Raw genomic sequence first — 21,306 nt, 5'->3', positions numbered from 1 at the left:
GATCGTTCCTCCTTTTTTTGAGTTTCCAGCCTTCAAGGAGACACTGCTCCTGATTCCTCACCATTAACATATGACGTTCGCCCAGAATATGAACCTCCAACCGCAACAAATCAGCAAAAAAACAGAAAAAAACTCCTATCAAGGGGATACGCTCACCCTGAAAGGAGTTCACTTTAAACGCCAGGCTCGTATTCTTTCACACTTCCATCCGAATCCGGTTCCGCAGAATCCCCGGCATTTCCCTGCTCGCTTGCCTTCTTGATGTTGACCCGCGTGATGCGCAGCGGCTCAGCTTCGGCTACCTCAAATAGGATATCCTCGTTCCAGATAGTTTTCCCTACGGCAGGCGCTCCATCCAGCTCTTTAAACAGCCAGCCGCCGATGGAGTCCACTTTATCATGCTCAATGATGACGCCCATCAAATCGTTGACGTCCTCGATCAGCATCCGGCCATCCACGGAGAAGGTACCGTCGCTTAGCTTCTCCACTTCTGGACGATCCTCATCGAATTCATCGTAAAGATCGCCGACAATCTCCTCCAAAATCCTTTCCGCAGTAAGCAGTCCCGCCGTGCCCCCGTACTCATCCACGACAACGGTTAACTGGGAATGCTTCTTCTGCATGAGGCGAAGCACATGGCTAATTTCCATGGACTCCGGCACATTCAGGATCGGTCGTACCATGCTGGCAAGCTGATGCGAGGTGCCTCCGTCAGGAAGCAGCAGATCGGCGAGATGCACAAATCCGATAATCTGATCTTTATCTTCTACGGCAACCGGATACCGGGAATGCTTCGTTTCTTCCACAATCCTCATATTCTCTTCCCAAGAAAGATTGGTATATAGGCAGTCCATATCGGTTCTTGGAAGCATGACTTCCCTCGCCAGTAAATCGGAGAAATCGAACAGGTTATCCATCAGCTTCATCTCGTCTTGATCGATGACCCCGCTTTTCGCGCTCTGATCCATCAGAATGCGAATTTCCTCCTCCGAATGGGCAGCTTCGCCTTCGCCGGCCGGCTCGATGCCGATAAGCCTCAACAGGCCATTGGCTGCCGAATTCAACAGCCAGATCACCGGCAGGAACAATCTATAGAAAAATAAAAGCGGAGCGGACAGCCACAAGGATGCCGCCTCCGATTTCTGAATCGCCAGCGATTTCGGAGCAAGCTCTCCAATGACGATATGCAAAAAGGTAATGATCGCAAATCCGACCGCCACGGAAACCGTAGAGATCAGCGCAGCATCCGTTACGCCTAATTTATGCATCAACGGTTCGATCAACAGCTTGGAAATGGCCGGCTCACCTACCCATCCCAGCCCAAGCGAGGCCAACGTAATTCCTAATTGGGTGGCTGATAAATAGGCATCCAGTTTCTTATTTACTTTGAGCGCATATGTAGCACGCTTGTTGCCTTCGCTGACCAGCTGAGTCAGCCTGGACTGACGCACCTTGACCAGCGAAAATTCCGCAGCCACAAAAAATCCATTCAAAAGTACTAAAATAATAACTAGAACCAAATTAAAAATCAGCTTGCCAGCCTCAAATTCCGTATGTCCATCGGGCATAGGTGCAGCGCCTCTTTTCTAAAGTGTGATTGCTTTGCGAGATTTAAAATCGATATCCTTATAGTACATATCTGCAACGAGCAGGTTTGGACCGCAGCAGCCCGCCGCTTCGCAATAACAATTTACTTTCTGATTGAGCGGGTGGTCGTTTAGCCATTTGGCAAAAATAACATCCAGCCGTTCCTCATGCACGTTGCCGAACGAAGGGATGTCTGCAAAATCCGTCACAAACACGTCGCCCGTAAACATATTCACGTTGACCCGGTTTCTGCCGTCGGGATCATTGCGTACCGTGACCATCGGCTCCTGCCGCAGCCGCTTTAGCAAAGCAGTATCGGCCTCATTGCTGTTGCAGGCATAGAAGGGCAGCGTCCCGAACAGCATCCATATCTCTTTATTACGCTCATCGAGCAGCGAATGAATCGCCTGACGCATTTCATCGAGCGATAATACCGGCAGCCCTTTGGCAAAATTGGACGCATACATCGGATGAACCTCATGCCGCTGGCAGCCCATTTCCGTAATCAGCTTATGAATGAGCGGCAGCTTCTCATGGGTGCGATAATTAATCATCGATTCTGCTGAAATGTACATTCCCGCCTCGCTCAATTTTCGCGTATTCTCCATCATCGTGTGATACAGCTTGTAGGCGACTTCCTTCTTGACAGGATGTCCGCTGTTCGCAAAGCCCACTTCATAAAAATCCTGTTCATTCGTATAATTGAACGAAATATGCATGACATCGAGGTAAGGAATCAGCTTCTCATACCGCTCATAATCGAGGGTCAGGTTGGAATTGATCTGGGAACGTATCCCGCGCTCTTTCGCATACTTCAAAATAGGTACGACCTTCTCGTCCACCATCTGCTTGCGGAAGGTTGGTTCGCCCCCCGTAATACTGATCGTCCGTAGATGCTCCACTTCATCCAGACGGCGCAGCATCAAGTCGAGCGATATTTGCTCCGGCTCCTTCAGCACCAGACTGTCCCCGACGGCACAGTGCTCGCAGCGCATATTGCATAAATTCGTAACCGTCATCTCGACACTCGTCAGTACATGCCGTCCAAACTCCCGAAGGGAAACAATGGGATCCCAGGGATCATCCTTCGGACTTACCGGCGCTGTCACAACAGATTTATGCTTAAGTATCTTCATTATTGGCCCACCTTATTTCTTTTATTAACCTAAAAAAGAAAAGAGTGCACTCCCTCGGCACTTCTTCTCTCTTAAAACTCTATTATGCTCGAAGAATCTACTTCATTATGTTAACCAATTTAATTCGTTCCGTCCACTTCTGTAATCACGATGGATAATTGCTCCGACAAATCGAGATCATAAGGCACCTTCAACTCTACTCCGAGAGGGTCGGTCAAAACGCGCACGACGGGACGCTGCGGAAAAATACCGTGAATTTTGGCAACGATGCCCTTTTCTCCCGTGCTAAGCTTGACGGCCACCCCCAGCGGGTAAATGGCGACACGATCACGGAATAGCTCCAGCTTGGATTTCTCGTACAAATTTCCGCAACCGGTGTAGAGCACCTCAAGCGCCTGATGGGGCAGCATCGCCGACCGGTACACCCGGTGGGTCGTCATGGCATCATATGAATCCGTAATCGCGATCCAGCGGGCAAATTCGCTGATTTCCTCCCCCTTGATCCCCCGAGGATAACCGCTGCCATTCAGCCGTTCATGATGCTGGTAGGCGCAGTGCGCGGAGACGAGGGGAATTCCGGGCTCATCCTTCAGTATTTTGAAGCCGATCTCCGCATGGCGCTTCACTTGCTCGTACTCCGCATCCGTCAGCTTTTCAGCTTTAGTCAGCAGTTCTAATGGAAGCTTCGTTTTTCCAATATCATGGAGCAGTGCACCAAGACCAAGCAGGGTCAGCTCATTTTTAGAATAGCCGTGAATCTGTCCCAGCAATATCGTATAAATACAAACATTAAGAGAATGCCGATACAAATAATGATCCATGCTGTTCATATTCATCATCATGATCATGGCATCTTCTCTGGAGCTAAGATCATCCATGATATCCTCGACAAGTCCGGAGAACATCTTGCCCAGGTACGGATAGACTAGACCTTTTACAGTTGGCTCGGTCATTTTCCGAAAATTCGTTCGAATCTCCTTCAGTGCCCTGCGGCGCGTTTCCTCTTCAATCATATCGACGGGAACAACGTCCTCGGTTCGGGGATCGGCTATATACACGAAATTCAAACCATGGCTGCGCAGCCGCCGGATAATGACATCCGTAAGCTCGGCATTCTCCGACAGAAGGACGATTCCTTCCTCGTTGTATATTTTCTTTCCCAATTTCATTCCAGGCCGTAATGAGTTGATAGGTATTAATCGCACAATAAATCCACTTCCGTCTCTTTTGATTGATTATGATATGTAATTGCGAAAAGCGGCTTTATAATGTGATATGACTGGCTTTCGCCCGATACTATCGCATGATGAAAGTCCAAAATAAAGCAGCAAGAATGAATCGATAATAAGCAAAATGCCTTAGCTGAATTTTCTGAATTGATTTTAAAAAGGCCATAACCACGATATAAGCCACAATAAACGATACGATAAAGCCAATAGCAAAATATCCTATAGTATCTATAGTAAAGTATCGATATGAATCCAGCATTTCGTAACCTGATACGGCAAACATGATCGGAATCGCGATCAAAAAGGAAAAATCGGCAGAAGCTTTATAGCTTGCCCCGCTGAACATCCCCCCCGCAATGGTCGAGCCCGAGCGGGAGAAGCCTGGCCACAATACGGATATACATTGGTATAATCCGATCATGAGCGCCTGCTTATGAGTAAGCTGATCAATGTCCTTCGCGGTAACCTGTGCTTTGTTCTTGGAGAACCATTCGGCTGCAATCATGAAAATCCCGCCGGCCAGCAAAGCCCAAAGAACGGTGGAAGGACTGAACAAGCTTTTAATAAAATCCCGAAAAAAGAAGCCTACCGCAAGAGCGGGAACAATGCCCAAGATAACATGAAGCAGATCGAGCCGCCTGACAGGAGCCTGGTTCCGAAATACGGGCGTAATTTCCTTGCTTAACCCGAGCAAATGAATAATTCGTTCCCTGTATACCCAGGAAATAGCCAGAATTGCACCAAGCTGAATCACAATCATGAAAGTCTTCATTTCAGGAGTCGAATCATCAAAGCCTAACAGCTTAGCCGTCAATATCATATGGCCTGTTGAAGACACCGGAATAAATTCAGTCAGGCCCTCTACAATCCCCAGAATAATCGCGACAATCGAATTCATGGCACCCTCCTCCTAGAAAGCGATATCACTACTTTTCATTTAGCTCTTTTGTCTGGGATTTCCACCGATGATAAAAGCAAGTCTCAATTGCGCCCGCCGTTTGAAGCTCCATCCGCAGCAAGTCCCGCAAAAACTCCGGGAGCAGAAACTCCTGATCATTGCCCTGCTTCAGGCATTCGTAGCCGATACCGAACGTAAACATGTCTAGAGTGCCTACCGAATACACATCCTCCGGAACAATCGGAACCCCCTGTATGCTTGCCTGGATGATTTTGTGAAAAGCCGGGGCAGTCGGATCATAAATGATATCCATTCCGTCGACGCAAATCCCCCCAAGCTGCTTCCCGCGGAAGCCAAATCCGAAGATCGCCTTATCCGTAATATCCGCAAGCAAAGATTGCTCCAGGCTGTACAATATATGCTTGCCCAGCAATTTCATGCGGCAAGGATTAATGGGCGATGGACAACGTTGGTGAAGCATGCCTTCACTGATCTCTCCGGCAGGCAGTCCGGCGAGCAATTGCCCGCTGTTTATGATAGATAAATCGCTCTTCGTAAATCTCCTAACAGCTTGGGCCAGCAAATTGCCAAACGGAGATTCGGTATCATAACGAACCGGCAGCTCTTCCTCAATGACCGCCACCGTTCTCGACATCCGCTCCACGGCACGGAGCCTATGGATATCCAGGGCTTCTACCACATGCGGCTCTTCCGGCCCGCTCTCAACGGGCAAGCAGACGCCGGCAATAACCTTCGCTCTTCCGGTCAGCTCGTCTCTCGCAATCGTAATTTGCCCTAAATGGCGTCCGAATTTTCCCGCTGCTGCTATGGCTGTTTGCCCGATCCACAACGGCTCCTCTAGCAAATGATGCGTGTGGCCGCCGAGGATAAGGTCAATTCCGGGAACCTGCTCTGCGAGCTGGCGATCGAAGGGCAAGCCTACATGGGACATGACCACGACCAGATCTACCTCGCTGCGCAGCTCATTTACCGACCTCGCAATAGATTCCAATGGATCGAGTGCATCTAGGCCTAACAGCTTATAAAACTCAGCATAAGCGGCCGTAGCGCCGATCAATCCAATTTTGAAGCCTGCTCTAGTAAGAACGGTGTGTTTTTTCATCCATATTGGCGGTTTGCCGGTCTCTACATCCAGCATATTCGCACAAACGACTTCGCAGACTAGCCCTGCATAAGCTTGACCGAGCTGCTCAGGCGTAAAGGTCAGGCCCTCATTGTTGCCTATCGTTATTGCATCATACGCCGTCAGGTTCAGGACATCGACATTTGCTTGTCCCATTGTCCCTTCTGTCTCGGGAGCGGCGCGATCCATATGATCGCCGATATCCAGCAGCAGCACCGCTTCATTTCGCTGTTGACGAAGCTCATTCACCATAGAGGCGATGCGTCCCATGGCACCGAAATGACTGTGCAAATCGTTGGTATACAGTATCGTTAATATATCCTGGTTCGTATTCGGCAGCATGATTTCTCCCCCCTCGGTCTATGCCCGTACAGCCTTCTTAAAAAATGATTGGATGTAGAATATTATATACCTCAAATTTGATCATTGTCTCCCTAAATATGATATATTATAGTAGCTAAGTCAGTATTACGAGGTGAAATAAAAATGATACTAACGATTTCTCTATTCGCGGGGCTGGCTGACCGAATCGGCGCTTCGAAAATTGAAATAACATATCCCGAGAACACCGTTTCCGCGGATCATTTAAAACAAGAAATAGCCCGTCTTTATCCGGATGCCGCTTCACTGGTGAGCATTTCTTTTCTAGCCGTCAATCAAGAATATGCGGCGGATGATCTCCTCATTACCGACGAGGACGAGATTGCCCTGATTCCCCCAGTATCTGGAGGCGAACCTGATCCATCCCCAGAAACATTTCATTCTGAAAATCATATGTACGCGATTACTTCGCAGCCTTTGTCGATTGATGAGGTAACCCAAAAAGTAAATACGGCCAATCATGGCGCAACGCTCGTCTTTGTCGGAACGACGCGGGAAATGACCGGAGACCAAAGAACCATCCATTTAGAGTATGAAGCATATATTCCTATGGCTCTATCTAAAATGGAACAGATCGGCGAGGAAATCGAGGCGAATTGGCCGGGAACCAAGTGCGCCATCACCCATCGAATAGGGAAGGTCGATATTGCCGATAGCAGCGTAATCATCGCCGTATCCACGCCTCACCGAGACGCTAGCTATGCCGCTAGTCGTTATGCTATTGAAAGATTAAAGCAGATCGTACCCATTTGGAAGAAGGAAGTTTGGGAAGATGGTACGGAATGGAAGGGTCATGGACAGGGACCTTGGAATCCTGCCGCGCCAGGACAAATATCACATTTATAGCATCCAAAGACCCAAAATATCATTGCCAATCCAATTATTCCCTGCTATCATTAAGGAAATACTGCAGATTAATGAGGTGTCATCGTTCTTGAAATTACATGTAATCGAAATTAGCCCTGGCGACCGTCTTAGTAATGATATTTTCAATCAATTCGGCGTTTTAATCTTGCATAAAGGGACAGAATTGACCAGCGATGCGATTGTCAAGCTAATGCAGCATGGAATTGACTACATCGATATTGAACCTCGAACCATTGACATCGACCGCACCTCAAGCAACATTTATGACCCCGTCCATAAAGTTGCCCCGCTATTCGACGAAGCCGTCAACGGATTCGAGGACATCTTTTTGGAAGCGCTATCCAACGGAACTTTTAATGAATCCAAAGTGGATGAACTGCTAGAGCCCCTAGTCAACGAACTGGTCGGTCAGAAGGATGTTGTGTCGCTTCTATTACTGCTGAATGACGGTGATAATTATACATATAATCATTCCATGCAAGTCGGAATGCTCTCTTATTATATCGCAACTTGGCTAGGTTATCCTAAAGAAGAAGCATACCAAATTGGCAAATCCGGTTATTTGATCGATATCGGCAATTGCATGATCTCCCAGGATATCCTCGGCAAACCCGGCAAGCTGACGCCTGAAGAATTCGAAGAGGTTAAACGACATACAATTTATGGTTCCGATATTATACGCAATTCTACGGGAGACGAAATCTCCGCGTTAGTGGCTCTGCAGCATCATGAACGGGAAGATGGAAGCGGATATCCAAAGGGACTGTACAAGGAGGAAATCCATCCATATGCCAAAATAGCCGCAGTAGCGGACGTATATACGGCCATGACCTCCAATCGTGTATATCAGTCCAAGCAGGAGCTGCTTACTGTTCTGAGGGAACTGAACTCCCTTAGCTTCGGCAAGCTGAGTCCGGAGCCTACCCAAGCCCTGATCAATCACCTGCTGCCGAACTTTATCGGGAAGAAGGTGCTACTGAATTCCGGCGAGGTTGGTTCCATTGTAATGACAAACCAAACGGATTTCTTTCGTCCCCTGGTTCAAACAGATTCCAGATTCGTGGATCTATCCAAAGAGCGCCAAATGTCGATTACTGAGGTTTACATTTAATAATGCCTAATTTTCTCTAGACCCTTCTGCCTATAGGTGCGGAAGGTTTTTTCATGTAAGGTCATGTCCCAGCCTACAGGTTTTTAATCGAATACCGCTGGCGCTGCTGCTGAGCACCTCTCCTTACAGAAACGAACAATTTTACACCTACAGGCACGCTGCATCCTCGCCGATGCCTGCGCCCCTTGGATTCTTTAATGAACTGCCGCTGTCGGCTCGAAATTTGGCTGAACTGCGGTTCACCAGCATTTCCTATCCATGTTATGCGGACACGCTGCTTATATATCTTCTTTCCCTTCTTTACGGCAACCCAAAAAGTAATATATACAGGATGCGACGTTACTAAATCAGCCTTGCTCAGTGCTAGGCTTACAGCAGCATCCTTGCCAGGAGCCATCGTGAATAAAGAGCTGTCCTTTAATAAGTATTTCTCCTGGATCGGCATAACGCTATACCTCCGTTTGCACAGTAGCCTTAATGCGGTATGTTCCTGGCGGCACGTCCCCGAATAAATACAGACCGCCGGGATTCGTATGCGTAATACTTACCACGTTTTCTATACCGCTAGTGATTTGATACAAAGCAACTGTTGCGTTGGAAATCGCCGTCCCTGTCGTTCGATCTATAATAATTCCACTAACCGTTCCCGTGTTTGCGTCTGGATCTGGAGAGAGAACGATATCCAGCGGAGCAAATTGCCGTCCGGCAATGGCAACCTCCGCGCTTTGATTCGATAAATATCCTGGAATAGAGGCTCGAACCAAGTAAGTGTCGCTGGTTAAATCCGCGAACAGGTATTGTCCCGCCGAATTCGTCCGCACACTGCCGATCAGTGTCTCGGAACCTCCGGCTACACGATATAACTGTATAGTGGCATTAGTTAACAATTGACTGCTGGCGCTATTGCGCACGATTATAAAATGGCTCCCAGCGTGGCCGTCGGGTCGGCTTGCATCGTAATCGTTACTGAGGTTGGTCTCCCCTGTACTACGGATAGCGGAATGCGTGCCGGAGTTGTATAGCCCGGCTCAGATGCCGTAATAAAATAGGAGCCTACCGGAACATCCGGGAAAGTAAAAAAGCCCTGAGGGTTGCTGTTAGTATGATCAAACGGATTGCCGTTCGCATCGAACAGTTGCACGGTGGCTCCGGCTATCGGCGTTCCATTAGCCAGTTGGACAGTACCCTGCACAACACTGACCGCAGCCGCGGGAGTTGCCTCCAGCGAAAGATTAATCTTTTCTTCTTCATGTCCGTTTATCGTAATCGGTTCACTCGGCTGAAGCCTGTATGAATCTACTCTTGCCAATAAATACACCACCTTAATATTCATGATAAACACTATATGAAGCCCACATGGCATCGGCGTAGTTAGAAGCCCGTAAAGAGGAAATTAAACAAAACGTGCCTTAAGCGGCAAAATTATAACCGCTCAGGGCACGTATTTAACAAGAAAAATTAAGGCTACTATAAAGAATTACAATTATAAGGATAGCGCCTTATTGGCGTTAGCCACATCGTTAGCAAGAAGCTTAGGCAAATCGTAGGATGGGTAATATCCGTTCTCCAGCATAAAATAGAATACTTTAGCATGCAGCTGAATCGCCGCATTCAGTTGTCGTTGCAATGTTTCCCTCAGTTTCGGGGTGGCGGTTTCCGTAATCGCAATCGCATAAGTACGCACCGCTGTTTTGGCAAAGCCGAGAAGCTGTCCCGCGTAGAAAGGCGTCAAATCAATGCCTAGGCTACTGTTTCTCGTTCCTTGCGGAGCCTGGGGAAAATATTGCAGCAGCTCCTTCAAATTGTGTTCCACACTCTTTATTGCTTCCTTATAAAGCGCTTTGAGCTGCGGATTGGAAACATCGTCTACAACCATCTTAAAATGAATTAATTGATTACTTTGATAAGCCGTTAATTCATGCATTTCCATAGTCTCATGCCAAGCCAAGTGCTGTGGTCTAGTTTTATGCATCGGGTTGTTTTTAAACAAACGGATCCCTCCTAGGCGATATGAGTTAGCCTATTCAGCAGGTGCCTAGAGAGTGTTAGTCCGATAATAAACATTCGGATATTTGTAAAGCAAATTTACTTTTTAGCAATAATTTTTCTTTTTAACTTAATCACTGAGAAAAAATTATGTCCTAATCTTCCGTATCTATTCGTGAATGTTTAATTGAATGAATTTCTTTTGTCATATAACAAGAGTTTCTAACATTCTTTCTTGATTGCAATACTTTTTGTTTGGTCATCATGTATCGTTAACTTTTTCCCCTTTATTGTTATAAATACATCAAGCCCTCTCAAGAAAAATTCATCCTCTCGTTTCGCATGCAACTCTAAAGGCATTGACTTTGGTAAATAAATATACAAATGCTGATCTTGTAAAGCGATTTGTATTTGATATTCAGGATGTTCAATTAATTCATATTCGCCTACATACTGCTCTATAGTTTCTTCTGGCAATACAACTGCCTTTAATTGCCTTGGTTTAGTAGGTGGTTGCCATTCTCCTTTTGTTAATGAATTTTCAATAGCCGTACCCAGCGCTAATTCATATTCTAAATTTTGTTCTTTATTGCGAAGGAATATAAAAATTGTTTTTGTTTTTGGATAAAGTTTAAATGTTGTTGCATACCCAGGCCATCCGCCATTATGCCAAACGCATTTACCAAGCTCAGGGTCTTCCGATAGAATAAAGCCTAATCCATATGGCATAGGTGTATCCTTTGTTTGAGAGGAAGGTGTGAATGCTTTTTCTAAAAGTGAAGTTTCTATCCATTGACCGTCTAAAACTGCCTTTCCTAGGCGATACAAATCACCTACTGTAGAATAAATACCACCATCTCCCGTTATATAATTTAAGCATACTGTGCTTTTTGTCTCAGCGAATTGAGCAGGCAACTTGTATTCGCCCTCATACACGTCGTAAACATACCCCTGTGCAATTTCTTCTGCATATTGCGTTGTAAATGTAGGAGAAGTCACTGTAGTATGTGTCATTTGAAGCGGTTTAAACATCGCTTCATCCATATAATCAGCAAATGATTGCTTTGTAATACGTTCAATGAGTAGCGCTAATAATACATATCCTGTATTGCTGTATTCCATACGCTCGCCTGGTTCAAATAATGGTTTAGGCCGATATTTGACTAGCACTTCTAAAATTTCTTCATTTGTAACTACAGTATCTACTGAACAAGAAGCAAAGTATTCCATATAATCAGGGAGCCCTGCTGTATGGGTGAGTAAATGATGCACGCTTACATGTTCATAAGGTAACTCTGGAAGCCACTGGTTAACATGATCAGCTAAAGAGAGACGTTCTTCTTGTACTAATAATAAAATGCCTAATGCTGTCAAAGGCTTTGAAACTGAAGCTAAATTAAAGCGTGTCGACAATTGCATAGGACGATGCGGATCAATGGAAGCTTCACCATATGCACCTTGTAATAAAACTTCATCATTCTGGGCCAATAAAACTGTACCATTCACTGCGCCATCTAACTCTTGTTTAATTTGATTCCAATTGACCATGTTCAAGCTCCTCTTCAACAATGGTATGTAATTTTTTAATTAATGTGTGTAGCTGCATTAAATCTTCTAAAGACATCTTGCTATAAATTTTTTCGATGATGAGTTGATTAATTTGTGATTCTCGTTCATAGTAGACCTCACCTTTCTCAGCAAGAGACACTACAATCTCGCGTCGATTATGAGGATTAATATTGCGTTTCAAATAATTGTCTCTCTCTAACCTTGTTACAATTTGGCTTACTGCACTTGGTGAGCTGCCTACATGTGTAACAATTTCAGAAATTATACAAGGCTGATGCGTATGAACAAAGTCCAAAATCACCGTCTGTTTAGGTGATAAATCATCTTCAAACAAAGCCTCTTGTACTCTCATTAATTGTGCATTCATATCATAAGAATAACGATTTATTTCTTCTACTAATCGTTCTAAAACCTCTTTCATTTTACACACCTCAATATTTTATATACATAAAATATATAGCTCAATAAAATGAATGTCAACTAAAATAGTGTGCATCCTAAAATAACATCAACATTTATCATTATGGCGCTCTTTTCCGGCTTCAAAGTCAATTTTGCACGACCTGATGAATGGCGAAAATGTGTTTTATATAAAATAACACCCCTGTCACAAAAGTTGCTGTGACAGGGGTGTTTAAAGTTTTAACCAATACTGCCTTCCATTTCGAACTTGATGAGACGATTCATCTCTACCGCATATTCCATCGGCAGTTCTTTCGTGAACGGCTCGATGAAGCCCATAACGATCATTTGCGTCGCTTCATCCTCGGTCAAACCGCGGCTCATCAGATAGAATAATTGATCCTCGGACACCTTCGAAACCGTTGCCTCATGCTCCAGAACGATGTTATCGTTCATGATCTCGTTATAAGGAATCGTATCGGAAGTGGATTCGTTATCCAAAATGAGCGTATCGCATTTAACATTGGATTTAGCGCCTTCGGCCTGGCGGCCAAAGGAAGCCAGACCGCGGTAGGTTACTTTACCGCCGTGCTTACTGATCGATTTAGATATAATTGTTGACGTTGTGTCCGGAGCCAAATGGATCATCTTCGCTCCAGAGTCCTGATGCTGGTTCTTGCCGGCTACAGCGATGGACAGCACGCTGCCTTTCGCGCCGCGGCCTTTCAGTACGACAGCAGGATATTTCATCGTCAGCTTGGAGCCGATGTTGCCGTCAACCCACTCCATATTCGCATTCTCTTCCGCTACAGCCCGCTTCGTAACGAGGTTGTAGATGTTCGGAGCCCAGTTCTGAATCGTTGTGTAACGAACGCGCGCGTTCTTCTTACAAATGATTTCAACAACCGCACTGTGCAGGGAATTCGTGCTGTATACCGGGGCAGTACAGCCCTCTACATAGTGTACGAAGCTGTCCTCATCCGCAATGATCAGTGTTCTTTCGAACTGACCCATGTTCTCCGAGTTAATTCGGAAATAGGCTTGCAGAGGAATTTCGCATTTTACGCCCTTCGGTACGTAAATAAAGCTTCCTCCAGACCACACCGCACTGTTCAATGCGGCAAACTTGTTGTCTGCCGGGGGAACGATCGTGCCGAAGTATTCGCGGAAAATCTCCGGATGCTCGCGCAGCGCCGTATCCGTATCGCTAAAAATAACGCCTTGCTCTTCCAATTCCTTCTGCATGCTGTGGTAAACGACCTCAGACTCGTACTGGGCGGATACGCCGGCCAGGAACTTCTGTTCCGCTTCCGGAATGCCAAGCTTATCAAACGTTTCTTTGATTTCTGCCGGAACCTCTTCCCAGGTCTTTCCCTGCTTCTCCGACGGTCTTACGTAGTACTGGATATCGTCGAAGTCAAGCTCATCCAGGTTGCCGCCCCAACGCGGCATCGGCATTTTCTCGAACTGCTCAAGCGATTTCAGGCGAAAGTCAAGCATCCACTGTGGTTCATTCTTAATTTTCGAAATTTCCTCTACGATTTCGCGAGTCAGGCCTTTACCAGACTGGAAAATAGATTTATGCTCGTCGCGGAAACCGTATTTGTATTCCCCGATATCGGGAGCCTTCTTAGCCATGGTGGATTACCTCCTTTTAAATTATGACTCTTGAATCCCTTTCTTCAATGCGTTCCAGGCCAGTGTTGCGCATTTGATGCGGGCGGGAAATTTATTAACCCCGGATAGAGCCTCGATATCTTCCAGTTCGTCAAATTGGACGTCCTCGCCTTTCATCAGCGAAGAGAACCGATCGGCCAACTGGAGGGCATCGTCGAAGTTTAAGCCTTTAACGGCCTCCGTCATCATCGATGCCGAAGACATGCTGATCGAGCAGCCTTCCCCAGTGAACCGCGCGTCCTTAACGATTCCATCTTCGACGATAAGCTGAAGAGATATGCGATCCCCGCAGGTCGGATTATTCAAATCCACAGTCAAGACGTCATCATCAAACTTCCCCCGATTGCGGGGATTTTTATAATGATCCATAATAACGCGCCGATATAAGTCGTCAAGTTGCATTACTTGAAATACTCCTTTGCTTGGATTAAAGCGTCGGCCAAACGGTCGATGTCTTCTTCCGTATTGTACAAGTAGAAGCTAGCTCTCGCCGTTGCACTTGCTTCAAGCCAGCGCATGAGCGGTTGGCAGCAATGATGTCCTGCCCGAATCGCAATCCCCGCTGCATCAAGCACAGTAGCAACATCATGCGGGTGAACATCATCCAGATTGAACGTAATCAATCCGACTTCCCTTTCTCGGGGTCCATAGATCGTTATGCCGTCGATTTCCGATAAGCGTTCAATCGAATAGGCTGCAAGCTTCGTTTCATGGCGATGGATTTCATCCATGCCGATCTCCTCCAGGAAATCGATAGCCGCTGCCAATCCAACCGCTCCGGCAATAATCGGCGTGCCGCCCTCGAATTTGTAGGGAAGCTCCTTCCAAGTCGATTCATACAGCCCTACATCATCGATCATTTCTCCGCCGAATTCGATGGGTTCCATAGCCTCAAGCAGACGCTTCTTACCATATAGTACCCCAATACCGGTCGGAGCGCACATCTTATGACCGGAGAAAGTATAGAAATCGCAGTCGAGATCCTGAACATCCACCTTCATGTGCGGCGTGCTCTGGGCTCCGTCAACGACCATAACGGCTCCGTGACGGTGGGCAATCTCGGCAACCTGCTTCACAGGATTGACCACGCCAAGCACGTTTGAGACATAAGCCATGGCTACGATCTTCGTCTTAGGGGTTACGGTGCTCTCCACGTCTGCCAGCGCAACGCTGCCATCCGGCTGAAGCGGTATATATTTCAAGTCAGCGCCGGTCTTCAAGGCTAGCTGCTGCCAGGGTATGAGATTGCTGTGGTGCTCCATCGGCGTTATGACGATTTCATCGCCTTCGCTAAGTACAGAAGCACCGTAGGAGAAAGCGACGAGGTTAAGCGCCGTCGTCGTCCCCCGGGTAAAGATAATTTCTTCCGTACGCTCCGCTCCAATAAAGCGGGCAACCCGCTCCCGAGCCGATTCATAATCATCCGTAGCACGGCTGCCGAGCGTGTGGACGCCGCGATGCACGTTGGCATTATCCCATTCATAATAATGCTTCAGCGCATCCAGTACCTTACGGGGCTTCTGCGAGCTTGCGGCACTATCAAGATAGACGAGCGGATGTCCGTTGATCTCCTGATTCAGAATAGGGAACTGCTCCTTAATCAGCGCCGGGTTCATTGTCCTAGCTTCCTTTCAACTAAAGCCTGCAATTGCTGCTGCAGCTGCTCCAGCGGAATATCTGCTACGACAGGAGCAAGAAAGCCATAAATGATGAGACGTTCCGCCTCCTCTTTGCTAATGCCGCGGGACATCAAATAGTAGATTTGTTCCGGGTTCACTTGGCCTACGGAAGCCGCGTGACCTGCCGTCACATCGTCCTCATCGATAAGAAGGATAGGGTTCGCGTCTCCGCGTGCTTTCGGACTTAGCATAAGCACCTTCTCCGTTTGCTCTCCGTTCGCTTTCGTAGCGCCATGCTCGATCTTGGTCACTCCGTTGATAATCGCCGTGGCCTGCTCGCGCATGACCGCGCGGGTGATCATCTGGCTATCTGAGCTCTTACCGAAGTGAACGGCCTTCGTCGTATAGTTCATCTTCTGGGATCCGGAGCCGATCGCAATCACCTTGGCATCGGATGTTGACCCGTTGCCTTTCAGCACGGATGACGTATCGCTCATGGTATCGCCTGCGTTCATTTCACCAATGATCCATTCGATGCGTCCATCGTTCTCGACCACGGAGCGACGGTATGTTAAATCGGTCGTCTTCTCGTTTAAATTGTGAACAGTCGCAAACTGAACCCTTGCTCCAGCTTGAACGAAAACTTCAGCTACCCCGTTATGCACGATAGGCTCGGCAAGGTCGCCGGAAATATAGTTATCCACATAAGTTACGCGGCTGTTTGCTTCAGCAACGATCAGCACGTGCGGAGCAAATACGGCCTGGCTGTCATCCACCAGGAAAATGGTTTGCAGCGGAATCTCGATCTCAACATTCTTAGGAACATAGAGGAAGATCCCTCCACTCCACATAGCGGAATGAAGCGCAGTAAGCAGGTTCTCGCTGCTCTTTACAGCCGTATGCAAATATTTCTGCACAAGATCGCCATGTTCCCGGGCCGCTGTCTCCAGATCGGTAAAAACAACGCCTTTTGCAGCCAGATCCGCGGATAATTTCGTAAACACGGCCGCAGAGTTCCGCTGAACGACCAAATTGCTCTGCTCGTTCAAATCAACCAGGCCGGCCACACTTTCAGGAATCTCCTCCGTAGGATTAGCCTGCCCTTGACGGAGTGTTCCGTAGTTACCCAAATTCCAGCGGTCAATTCTCGTCTTCTCCAGCTTGGGCAATTCAAGCTCTGCCGCAAGCTTCAGTGCATTCACGCGACTTTCTGTCAACCAAGCCGGTTCTCCGTTGCTCACGGAAGCGGTCTTCAGTACATCCGGTTCTACCGGTAGAACGGTTTGTGTAGTCATCTTAGCTCCTCCTTCCTCCTTCCGTTAAACTTGCTCTCCCACTGTCTCGTCTACTATGCCAAGCTCTTCCTTAATCCAATCGTATCCATCCTTCTCCAAACGCTCAGCCAGCTCAGGACCGCCAGATTTGACGATGCGGCCTTGCATCATGACATGGACGAAGTCAGGTTTGACGTAGTTAAGAAGCCGTTGGTAGTGAGTAATGATCAAGAAACCGCGATCCTCGCTGCGCATAGTGTTTACACCCTCAGCTACGATGCGCAAAGCGTCGATATCAAGCCCGGAGTCAACCTCGTCAAGAATGACGATTTTCGGATCAAGCAGCATCATTTGCAAAATTTCATTCCGCTTCTTCTCGCCGCCGGAGAAGCCTTCATTCAAATAACGATGCGCAAATTCAGGGTTCATTTCGAGCTCCTTCATTTTGCTCTCCATTTGGCGGATAAATTTAATGAGGGACACTTCATTGCCTTCTCCGCGGCGGGCGTTGATCGCGCTGCGAAGGAAGTCGGAATTCGTCACACCAGCAATTTCACTTGGATATTGCATGGCAAGAAACATTCCTGCACGTGCTCGCTCATCTACTTCCATTTCCAGCAGGTCTTCACCATCGAGAAGCACCTTGCCGTCGGTAACTTCATACTTAGGATGGCCCATCAGCGCGGAAGCGAGCGTACTTTTGCCCGTTCCGTTCGGTCCCATAATGGCGTGAACTTCTCCACCCTTTATTTCAATGTCGATTCCCTTGAGAATCTCCTTCTCCTCGATTGTCGCTTTAAGTCCTTCAATAACGAAATGTGTAGCCATATTTACTGCTCCCTCCATTAGTCGTTAAAATAATAACGTATATTATTAAAGGGACGCCTCCCTTTGTTCCCTGCATTATAGCACAATAATTCTCACTTTAGAATTATTCTAAGTGATTCTCATTGATTCTCATTTTATTCTAACCTACTTCCGAAGCTTAATCAACGTACCCTTGCTTGATAGAAGGTCTAACCTCCGGTACCAATCCTCCGCTTCCTGACCCGACGAAACATTTCGAAGCCGATTCGATTCTAACATAGCTTCTCCTTTTCCACCACATCATTGCCAAAATGAAGACATAAAAAACCTCTTACCAAGAGCGCCTTAAAACTGGCAAGCGCCCCTAAAGCAAGAGGTTCGTTTCATCCATTGTTTCGTTATATTTTGAATCAAAAAAGATCGGCACCTTTCGGATCTTCCCCTGCTGCTGAATGACTTTGTGCCTTGGCTTGTTTGGCATCCTTGAAGCCATGCCAGGACAGCAGCGCGGCCGCCGCACCGATCCCCGCAACCGTAAGGTAAATCGCCTGGTAGCTGAATATACTGGCGGATGCGCCAATGAAGAGGCCGGCCAATAAAATCATGAGGGAGTTCATCATGTTGACTACGCTTTGAATCCGCCCTCCGAACACATCCTCCGTTTCCTCCATGATCTTGGTATTAATCCAGCTGCGCGACATCACCACAAAAAAGCCCACTAAAAATATGGCTGAAGCCGAAGCCGATATATGATATGTACTTCCGAACCAGCCTTGTGCGGCGGATAGCAGCAGCAAGGCGGCAAAAATCGTTTTGCGTCCCGTGCCGAGCTTTTTAGCGGATACCAGCAGCACCCCGGACAGCATCGCTCCTGCCGAATACATGATGCTGACCAGACTGAAGCTGTCTGCGCCAAGATAGAGGACATCTTTAACATATGCCCCGACAAGAATGTTATTGACTTGTACCACGAGCGAAGGGATCAGAATAAACAAAATGGCTGCCAGCAGCACTTTACGCTCCCGGATATACCTGACCGTCAGCGAAAACTGCTTCCGGCTTTGGCGCTCATGTGAACCATGCCGGGCAGCGGGCTGCCGCCGCTTCATGCAGATGACCAGAATCGCCGACAGCAAAAAAGCGCCTGCCCCGATCGCCAGCGTATTGGCGGCATTCACAAGAGCGACCAGGATGCCGCCTAGCCCGGTACCGATGATGTTCCCTGCCTGGGATGTGATCTCATGTAGGGAGTTTGCTTTCATTAAACGGGAGGTTTCGATCAGCTCCTGCATGTACGACCGGGCCGCAGGCACAAAAAACGTGTTTCCGACCGACAAAAACAGCGTTATGGCATACACGAACACATATCCCGCAGCATTTTGCCCGATCCAATAGGATATAATCAGCATCGGCAGGGCCTGAAGCAGATTCATATAAAAGCAAATCCTTCGCCGATCATAACGATCCGCCCAGTCTCCGGCCATCCCTACGAGAAAAATACCGGGCAGGGCTCGGATACAGAGCATGATTCCGACCGAGAGGGCGCCTCCCGATTGTTCAAGAAGCAGCCAGGGGATAGCGATGCCTTGAATTCCTATCCCCATGAAAAACATCGTATTCACCACTAAATAAATAACAAACGACGGAGAGAACAATGTCTTATTCTGGCTCATATCCGCTCACCATTATGCTTCAATCCGAATTTGATCTCTAAACCATCGATCGAGTTCCATAATACGCGCTTCAACCTCCCGCTCGTCAGCCCCTTCCACGACGAAGCTCGCCATATGATCTACGCTTGAAGCGGCCCCGGTCATTTGCTCCCCCTCCCGCAAAGCAGGTACATAGCTGACCACCCATTCAAACGGCGTATTTGCCGGAATCGAGCGAAGAATCCCCTGCCCCGGCGGAACGATCAGCCAGCCTGCCGTACGCCCGGCATTTTCGCGGACGTTTTCCGATTCGGCGTCCAAGCCGCATTGCAGCCGGATCCACTCCCGGTTCAAGTGGAACCCGAAAGCCGCTTCATTGGCATCGACTACGCGAGCACCGCCTGTACGGCTTGCGATCTCGCACAGCAGGATGCGATTGTCCTTCGTAAGGAAATACTCCGCATGAAAAGCGACTACCGGGGCAGCAGGCAGCGCATGAAGCGTACGCTCCGCTTCGCGCTGCAGCCTTTTAACGAGAGAGGGGTCTGAGTTCAATATGACGCTTCCAAGACTCGTTCCGGAATAAAAGGAAAGGCATCCGTTAACATAACGGGAAACACTGGAGAACAGCATTTCCCCCCGGTGCATTAATCCGTCGACATGGTACATTTCGCCCTCGACGAACGATTCGATCATCATACCTGGGGGCATGCCTTTTTCCAGAAATGAACGGCATTCCTCGCTGTCCCGCAGCACGGAGGTATGGCGGGAGCCGCCCCCATCGATCGGCTTAATGACCACCGGGTAGCCGTATTGCCGAATGAATGCAGCAATGTCGGCAGGAGTCGTGATCTCCCGGTAGTGAGCGACTTCAATGTCGGCCTTCCTGGCCCAATCCTTCATGATGACCTTGTTGCGGTAGGCGAGTGCACTTTCCGTATTTTGTCCGGGCAAGCGGAAGTACTCGCGCAATTTAGCGGCACGGAGGAGGTCGTACTCCGAGTGGCACACAACCGCCTTCACAGGGTGCCGTTCGCTTAGCTCCATCAGCTGCCATTCCATGAGAGCATCCTGATCCAAGGACTCTTTTTTGAAAACAAAATCATAGCCGTCCTCTTCGGGAATATCGTGCTGCGTAAACAACGTCAGCTTTTCGGTGATTTCAGGAACCCAGCTTTTAAAAGGAAACGATTTGCTCCGGTTAAGAAATACGATTTGCCCCATGCCGACCCTCACCTCCGACCCTAGATTATACATTGACGCGCAGTGCGTATTGATTATAGCGATGCTTGATCCTTGCCTCTTTCATCGGCATGCCGTTTTGTATATCTAGCAAAATCAGCTCCTCCATCGCTTCAATTTCCTTGGCCCTGCGAAATACTTGCTTCGCCATATCCTTAGGAATGACGATGACGCCGGAGTCATCTGCTGCTACAATATCTCCAGGACAGACGACGGTACCGCGAATCGTCACCGGCTCTTGCCTGGCTGCAAGCTTGACCCGATTTTTGCCCGATTTCATGTAGCTTCCGAGGGAAAATAACGGATAACCCGTTTGCAGGATCGCGGTCGCGTCCCGACCGCAGCCGTCGATCACAGTTCCTCCCAGCCCTTTGATCTTTGCAGTATGCGTCAGCAAATCTCCCCATACGGTACAGTACTGCCGGCCGCCGTTCGCAATGACGACGACGCACCCCTCCGGCACCTCGTCAATAAACTCGCCCGCCTGAGCCGCCTCTCCTTCCGGAACCGGCTCATACTGCAGCGTATAAGCCGGACCCGCAAGAGCCATGCCGGGCCCCAATGGCTTCAGTCCCTCCAGCCCTCCATTGATGCCGAAAGTGTCCAGGGCATCGGAAATGCTTGCCGTAGATATTCCTTTGAAGGCATCTGGCCCCGAGTAGTGGGATATGCTCATGAAACATCCCTCCTATATAATATTTTTTCGCATGCATGAGCCTGTAATT

At 48.0% G+C, this 21,306-nt stretch carries 21 protein-coding genes; 2 read left to right on the top strand and 19 right to left on the bottom strand.

Going from position 1 to position 21,306, the window contains the following annotated elements:
- Nucleotides 1-173: 173 nt before the first annotated feature.
- The 5 genes from ACE3MQ_RS04230 to ACE3MQ_RS04210 all read right to left on the bottom strand — a co-directional run bounded on the left by ACE3MQ_RS04230 (nucleotide 174) and on the right by ACE3MQ_RS04210 (nucleotide 6,333).
- Nucleotides 174-1,568: a hemolysin family protein gene (locus tag ACE3MQ_RS04230; RefSeq protein WP_379390969.1), complete on the bottom strand. Its 1,395-nt coding sequence runs from the start codon at nucleotides 1,566-1,568 to the stop codon at nucleotides 174-176.
- 18 nt (nucleotides 1,569-1,586) lie between these two features.
- Complete coding sequence (yfkAB, locus tag ACE3MQ_RS04225) at nucleotides 1,587-2,723, bottom strand: radical SAM/CxCxxxxC motif protein YfkAB (RefSeq protein ID WP_379390967.1); 1,137 nt, start codon at nucleotides 2,721-2,723, stop codon at nucleotides 1,587-1,589.
- 119 nt (nucleotides 2,724-2,842) lie between these two features.
- On the bottom strand, nucleotides 2,843-3,928 hold the full coding sequence (locus ACE3MQ_RS04220) for an HD-GYP domain-containing protein (protein ID WP_379390965.1): 1,086 nt from the start codon (nucleotides 3,926-3,928) through the stop codon (nucleotides 2,843-2,845).
- A 91-nt stretch (nucleotides 3,929-4,019) separates the two neighbouring features.
- Nucleotides 4,020-4,850: an undecaprenyl-diphosphate phosphatase gene (locus ACE3MQ_RS04215; RefSeq protein ID WP_379390963.1), complete on the bottom strand. Its 831-nt coding sequence runs from the start codon at nucleotides 4,848-4,850 to the stop codon at nucleotides 4,020-4,022.
- A gap of 28 nt (nucleotides 4,851-4,878) precedes the next feature.
- Nucleotides 4,879-6,333, bottom strand: coding sequence for a bifunctional metallophosphatase/5'-nucleotidase (locus ACE3MQ_RS04210; RefSeq protein ID WP_379391853.1), 1,455 nt, complete (start codon nucleotides 6,331-6,333; stop codon nucleotides 4,879-4,881).
- A gap of 147 nt (nucleotides 6,334-6,480) precedes the next feature.
- Between ACE3MQ_RS04210 and ACE3MQ_RS04205 the strand changes: the two genes are divergently transcribed.
- Nucleotides 6,481-7,221, top strand: coding sequence for a molybdenum cofactor biosynthesis protein (locus tag ACE3MQ_RS04205; protein ID WP_379390961.1), 741 nt, complete (start codon nucleotides 6,481-6,483; stop codon nucleotides 7,219-7,221).
- Between the two features lie 88 nt (nucleotides 7,222-7,309).
- On the top strand, nucleotides 7,310-8,353 hold the full coding sequence (locus tag ACE3MQ_RS04200; protein ID WP_379390959.1) for an HD-GYP domain-containing protein: 1,044 nt from the start codon (nucleotides 7,310-7,312) through the stop codon (nucleotides 8,351-8,353).
- A gap of 73 nt (nucleotides 8,354-8,426) precedes the next feature.
- On the opposite strand, the gene ACE3MQ_RS04195 is transcribed toward ACE3MQ_RS04200, so the two are convergent.
- From ACE3MQ_RS04195 to ACE3MQ_RS04130, 14 genes are all read right to left on the bottom strand, one after another.
- Nucleotides 8,427-8,798, bottom strand: coding sequence for a hypothetical protein (locus ACE3MQ_RS04195; RefSeq protein ID WP_379390957.1), 372 nt, complete (start codon nucleotides 8,796-8,798; stop codon nucleotides 8,427-8,429).
- 4 nt (nucleotides 8,799-8,802) lie between these two features.
- Nucleotides 8,803-9,264 carry an MSCRAMM family protein gene (locus tag ACE3MQ_RS04190; protein WP_379390955.1) on the bottom strand — a complete coding sequence of 154 codons (462 nt, stop codon included), beginning with the start codon at nucleotides 9,262-9,264 and terminating at the stop codon, nucleotides 8,803-8,805.
- Between the two features lie 2 nt (nucleotides 9,265-9,266).
- On the bottom strand, nucleotides 9,267-9,662 hold the full coding sequence (locus tag ACE3MQ_RS04185; protein WP_379390953.1) for a carboxypeptidase-like regulatory domain-containing protein: 396 nt from the start codon (nucleotides 9,660-9,662) through the stop codon (nucleotides 9,267-9,269).
- Between the two features lie 174 nt (nucleotides 9,663-9,836).
- Entirely contained in the window at nucleotides 9,837-10,325 is a 489-nt protein-coding gene (locus ACE3MQ_RS04180; RefSeq protein ID WP_379391852.1) for a spore coat protein, read from the bottom strand.
- Nucleotides 10,326-10,561: 236 nt separating this feature from the next.
- Nucleotides 10,562-11,887, bottom strand: coding sequence for a serine hydrolase domain-containing protein (locus ACE3MQ_RS04175; RefSeq protein WP_379390951.1), 1,326 nt, complete (start codon nucleotides 11,885-11,887; stop codon nucleotides 10,562-10,564).
- Nucleotides 11,865-12,329, bottom strand: coding sequence for a MarR family winged helix-turn-helix transcriptional regulator (locus ACE3MQ_RS04170; RefSeq protein ID WP_379390949.1), 465 nt, complete (start codon nucleotides 12,327-12,329; stop codon nucleotides 11,865-11,867). The genes ACE3MQ_RS04175 and ACE3MQ_RS04170 overlap by 23 nt, the downstream gene beginning before the upstream one ends.
- A 221-nt stretch (nucleotides 12,330-12,550) precedes the next feature.
- The gene (gene sufB / locus ACE3MQ_RS04165; protein ID WP_379390947.1) at nucleotides 12,551-13,948 is read right to left on the bottom strand and encodes a Fe-S cluster assembly protein SufB; all 1,398 of its coding nucleotides are present in this window, start codon (nucleotides 13,946-13,948) and stop codon (nucleotides 12,551-12,553) included.
- Nucleotides 13,949-13,969: 21 nt separating this feature from the next.
- Entirely contained in the window at nucleotides 13,970-14,389 is a 420-nt protein-coding gene (sufU, locus tag ACE3MQ_RS04160) for a Fe-S cluster assembly sulfur transfer protein SufU (protein WP_379390945.1), read from the bottom strand.
- On the bottom strand, nucleotides 14,389-15,603 hold the full coding sequence (locus ACE3MQ_RS04155) for a cysteine desulfurase (protein WP_379390943.1): 1,215 nt from the start codon (nucleotides 15,601-15,603) through the stop codon (nucleotides 14,389-14,391). Before ACE3MQ_RS04155 ends, sufU begins: the two co-directional genes overlap by 1 nt.
- Nucleotides 15,600-16,901, bottom strand: a complete 1,302-nt coding sequence (gene sufD / locus ACE3MQ_RS04150; RefSeq protein WP_379390941.1) for a Fe-S cluster assembly protein SufD — start codon at nucleotides 16,899-16,901, stop codon at nucleotides 15,600-15,602. Before sufD ends, ACE3MQ_RS04155 begins: the two co-directional genes overlap by 4 nt.
- A 24-nt stretch (nucleotides 16,902-16,925) precedes the next feature.
- On the bottom strand, nucleotides 16,926-17,708 hold the full coding sequence (gene sufC, locus ACE3MQ_RS04145) for a Fe-S cluster assembly ATPase SufC (protein ID WP_379390939.1): 783 nt from the start codon (nucleotides 17,706-17,708) through the stop codon (nucleotides 16,926-16,928).
- A gap of 389 nt (nucleotides 17,709-18,097) precedes the next feature.
- Complete coding sequence (locus ACE3MQ_RS04140; protein ID WP_379390937.1) at nucleotides 18,098-19,360, bottom strand: MFS transporter; 1,263 nt, start codon at nucleotides 19,358-19,360, stop codon at nucleotides 18,098-18,100.
- Nucleotides 19,361-19,372: 12 nt separating this feature from the next.
- Nucleotides 19,373-20,563 (bottom strand): ATP-grasp domain-containing protein, encoded by a 1,191-nt coding sequence (locus tag ACE3MQ_RS04135; RefSeq protein WP_379390935.1) that lies wholly within the window; start codon nucleotides 20,561-20,563, stop codon nucleotides 19,373-19,375.
- 25 nt (nucleotides 20,564-20,588) lie between these two features.
- Nucleotides 20,589-21,257, bottom strand: a complete 669-nt coding sequence (locus ACE3MQ_RS04130; RefSeq protein ID WP_379390933.1) for an RraA family protein — start codon at nucleotides 21,255-21,257, stop codon at nucleotides 20,589-20,591.
- Nucleotides 21,258-21,306 lie beyond the last annotated feature (49 nt).

It is taken from the genome of Paenibacillus lentus, assembly GCF_042714055.1.
GTDB classification, from domain to species: domain Bacteria; phylum Bacillota; class Bacilli; order Paenibacillales; family Paenibacillaceae; genus Fontibacillus; species Fontibacillus lentus_A.
This window is presented reverse-complemented; position numbering and strand designations above follow the sequence as displayed.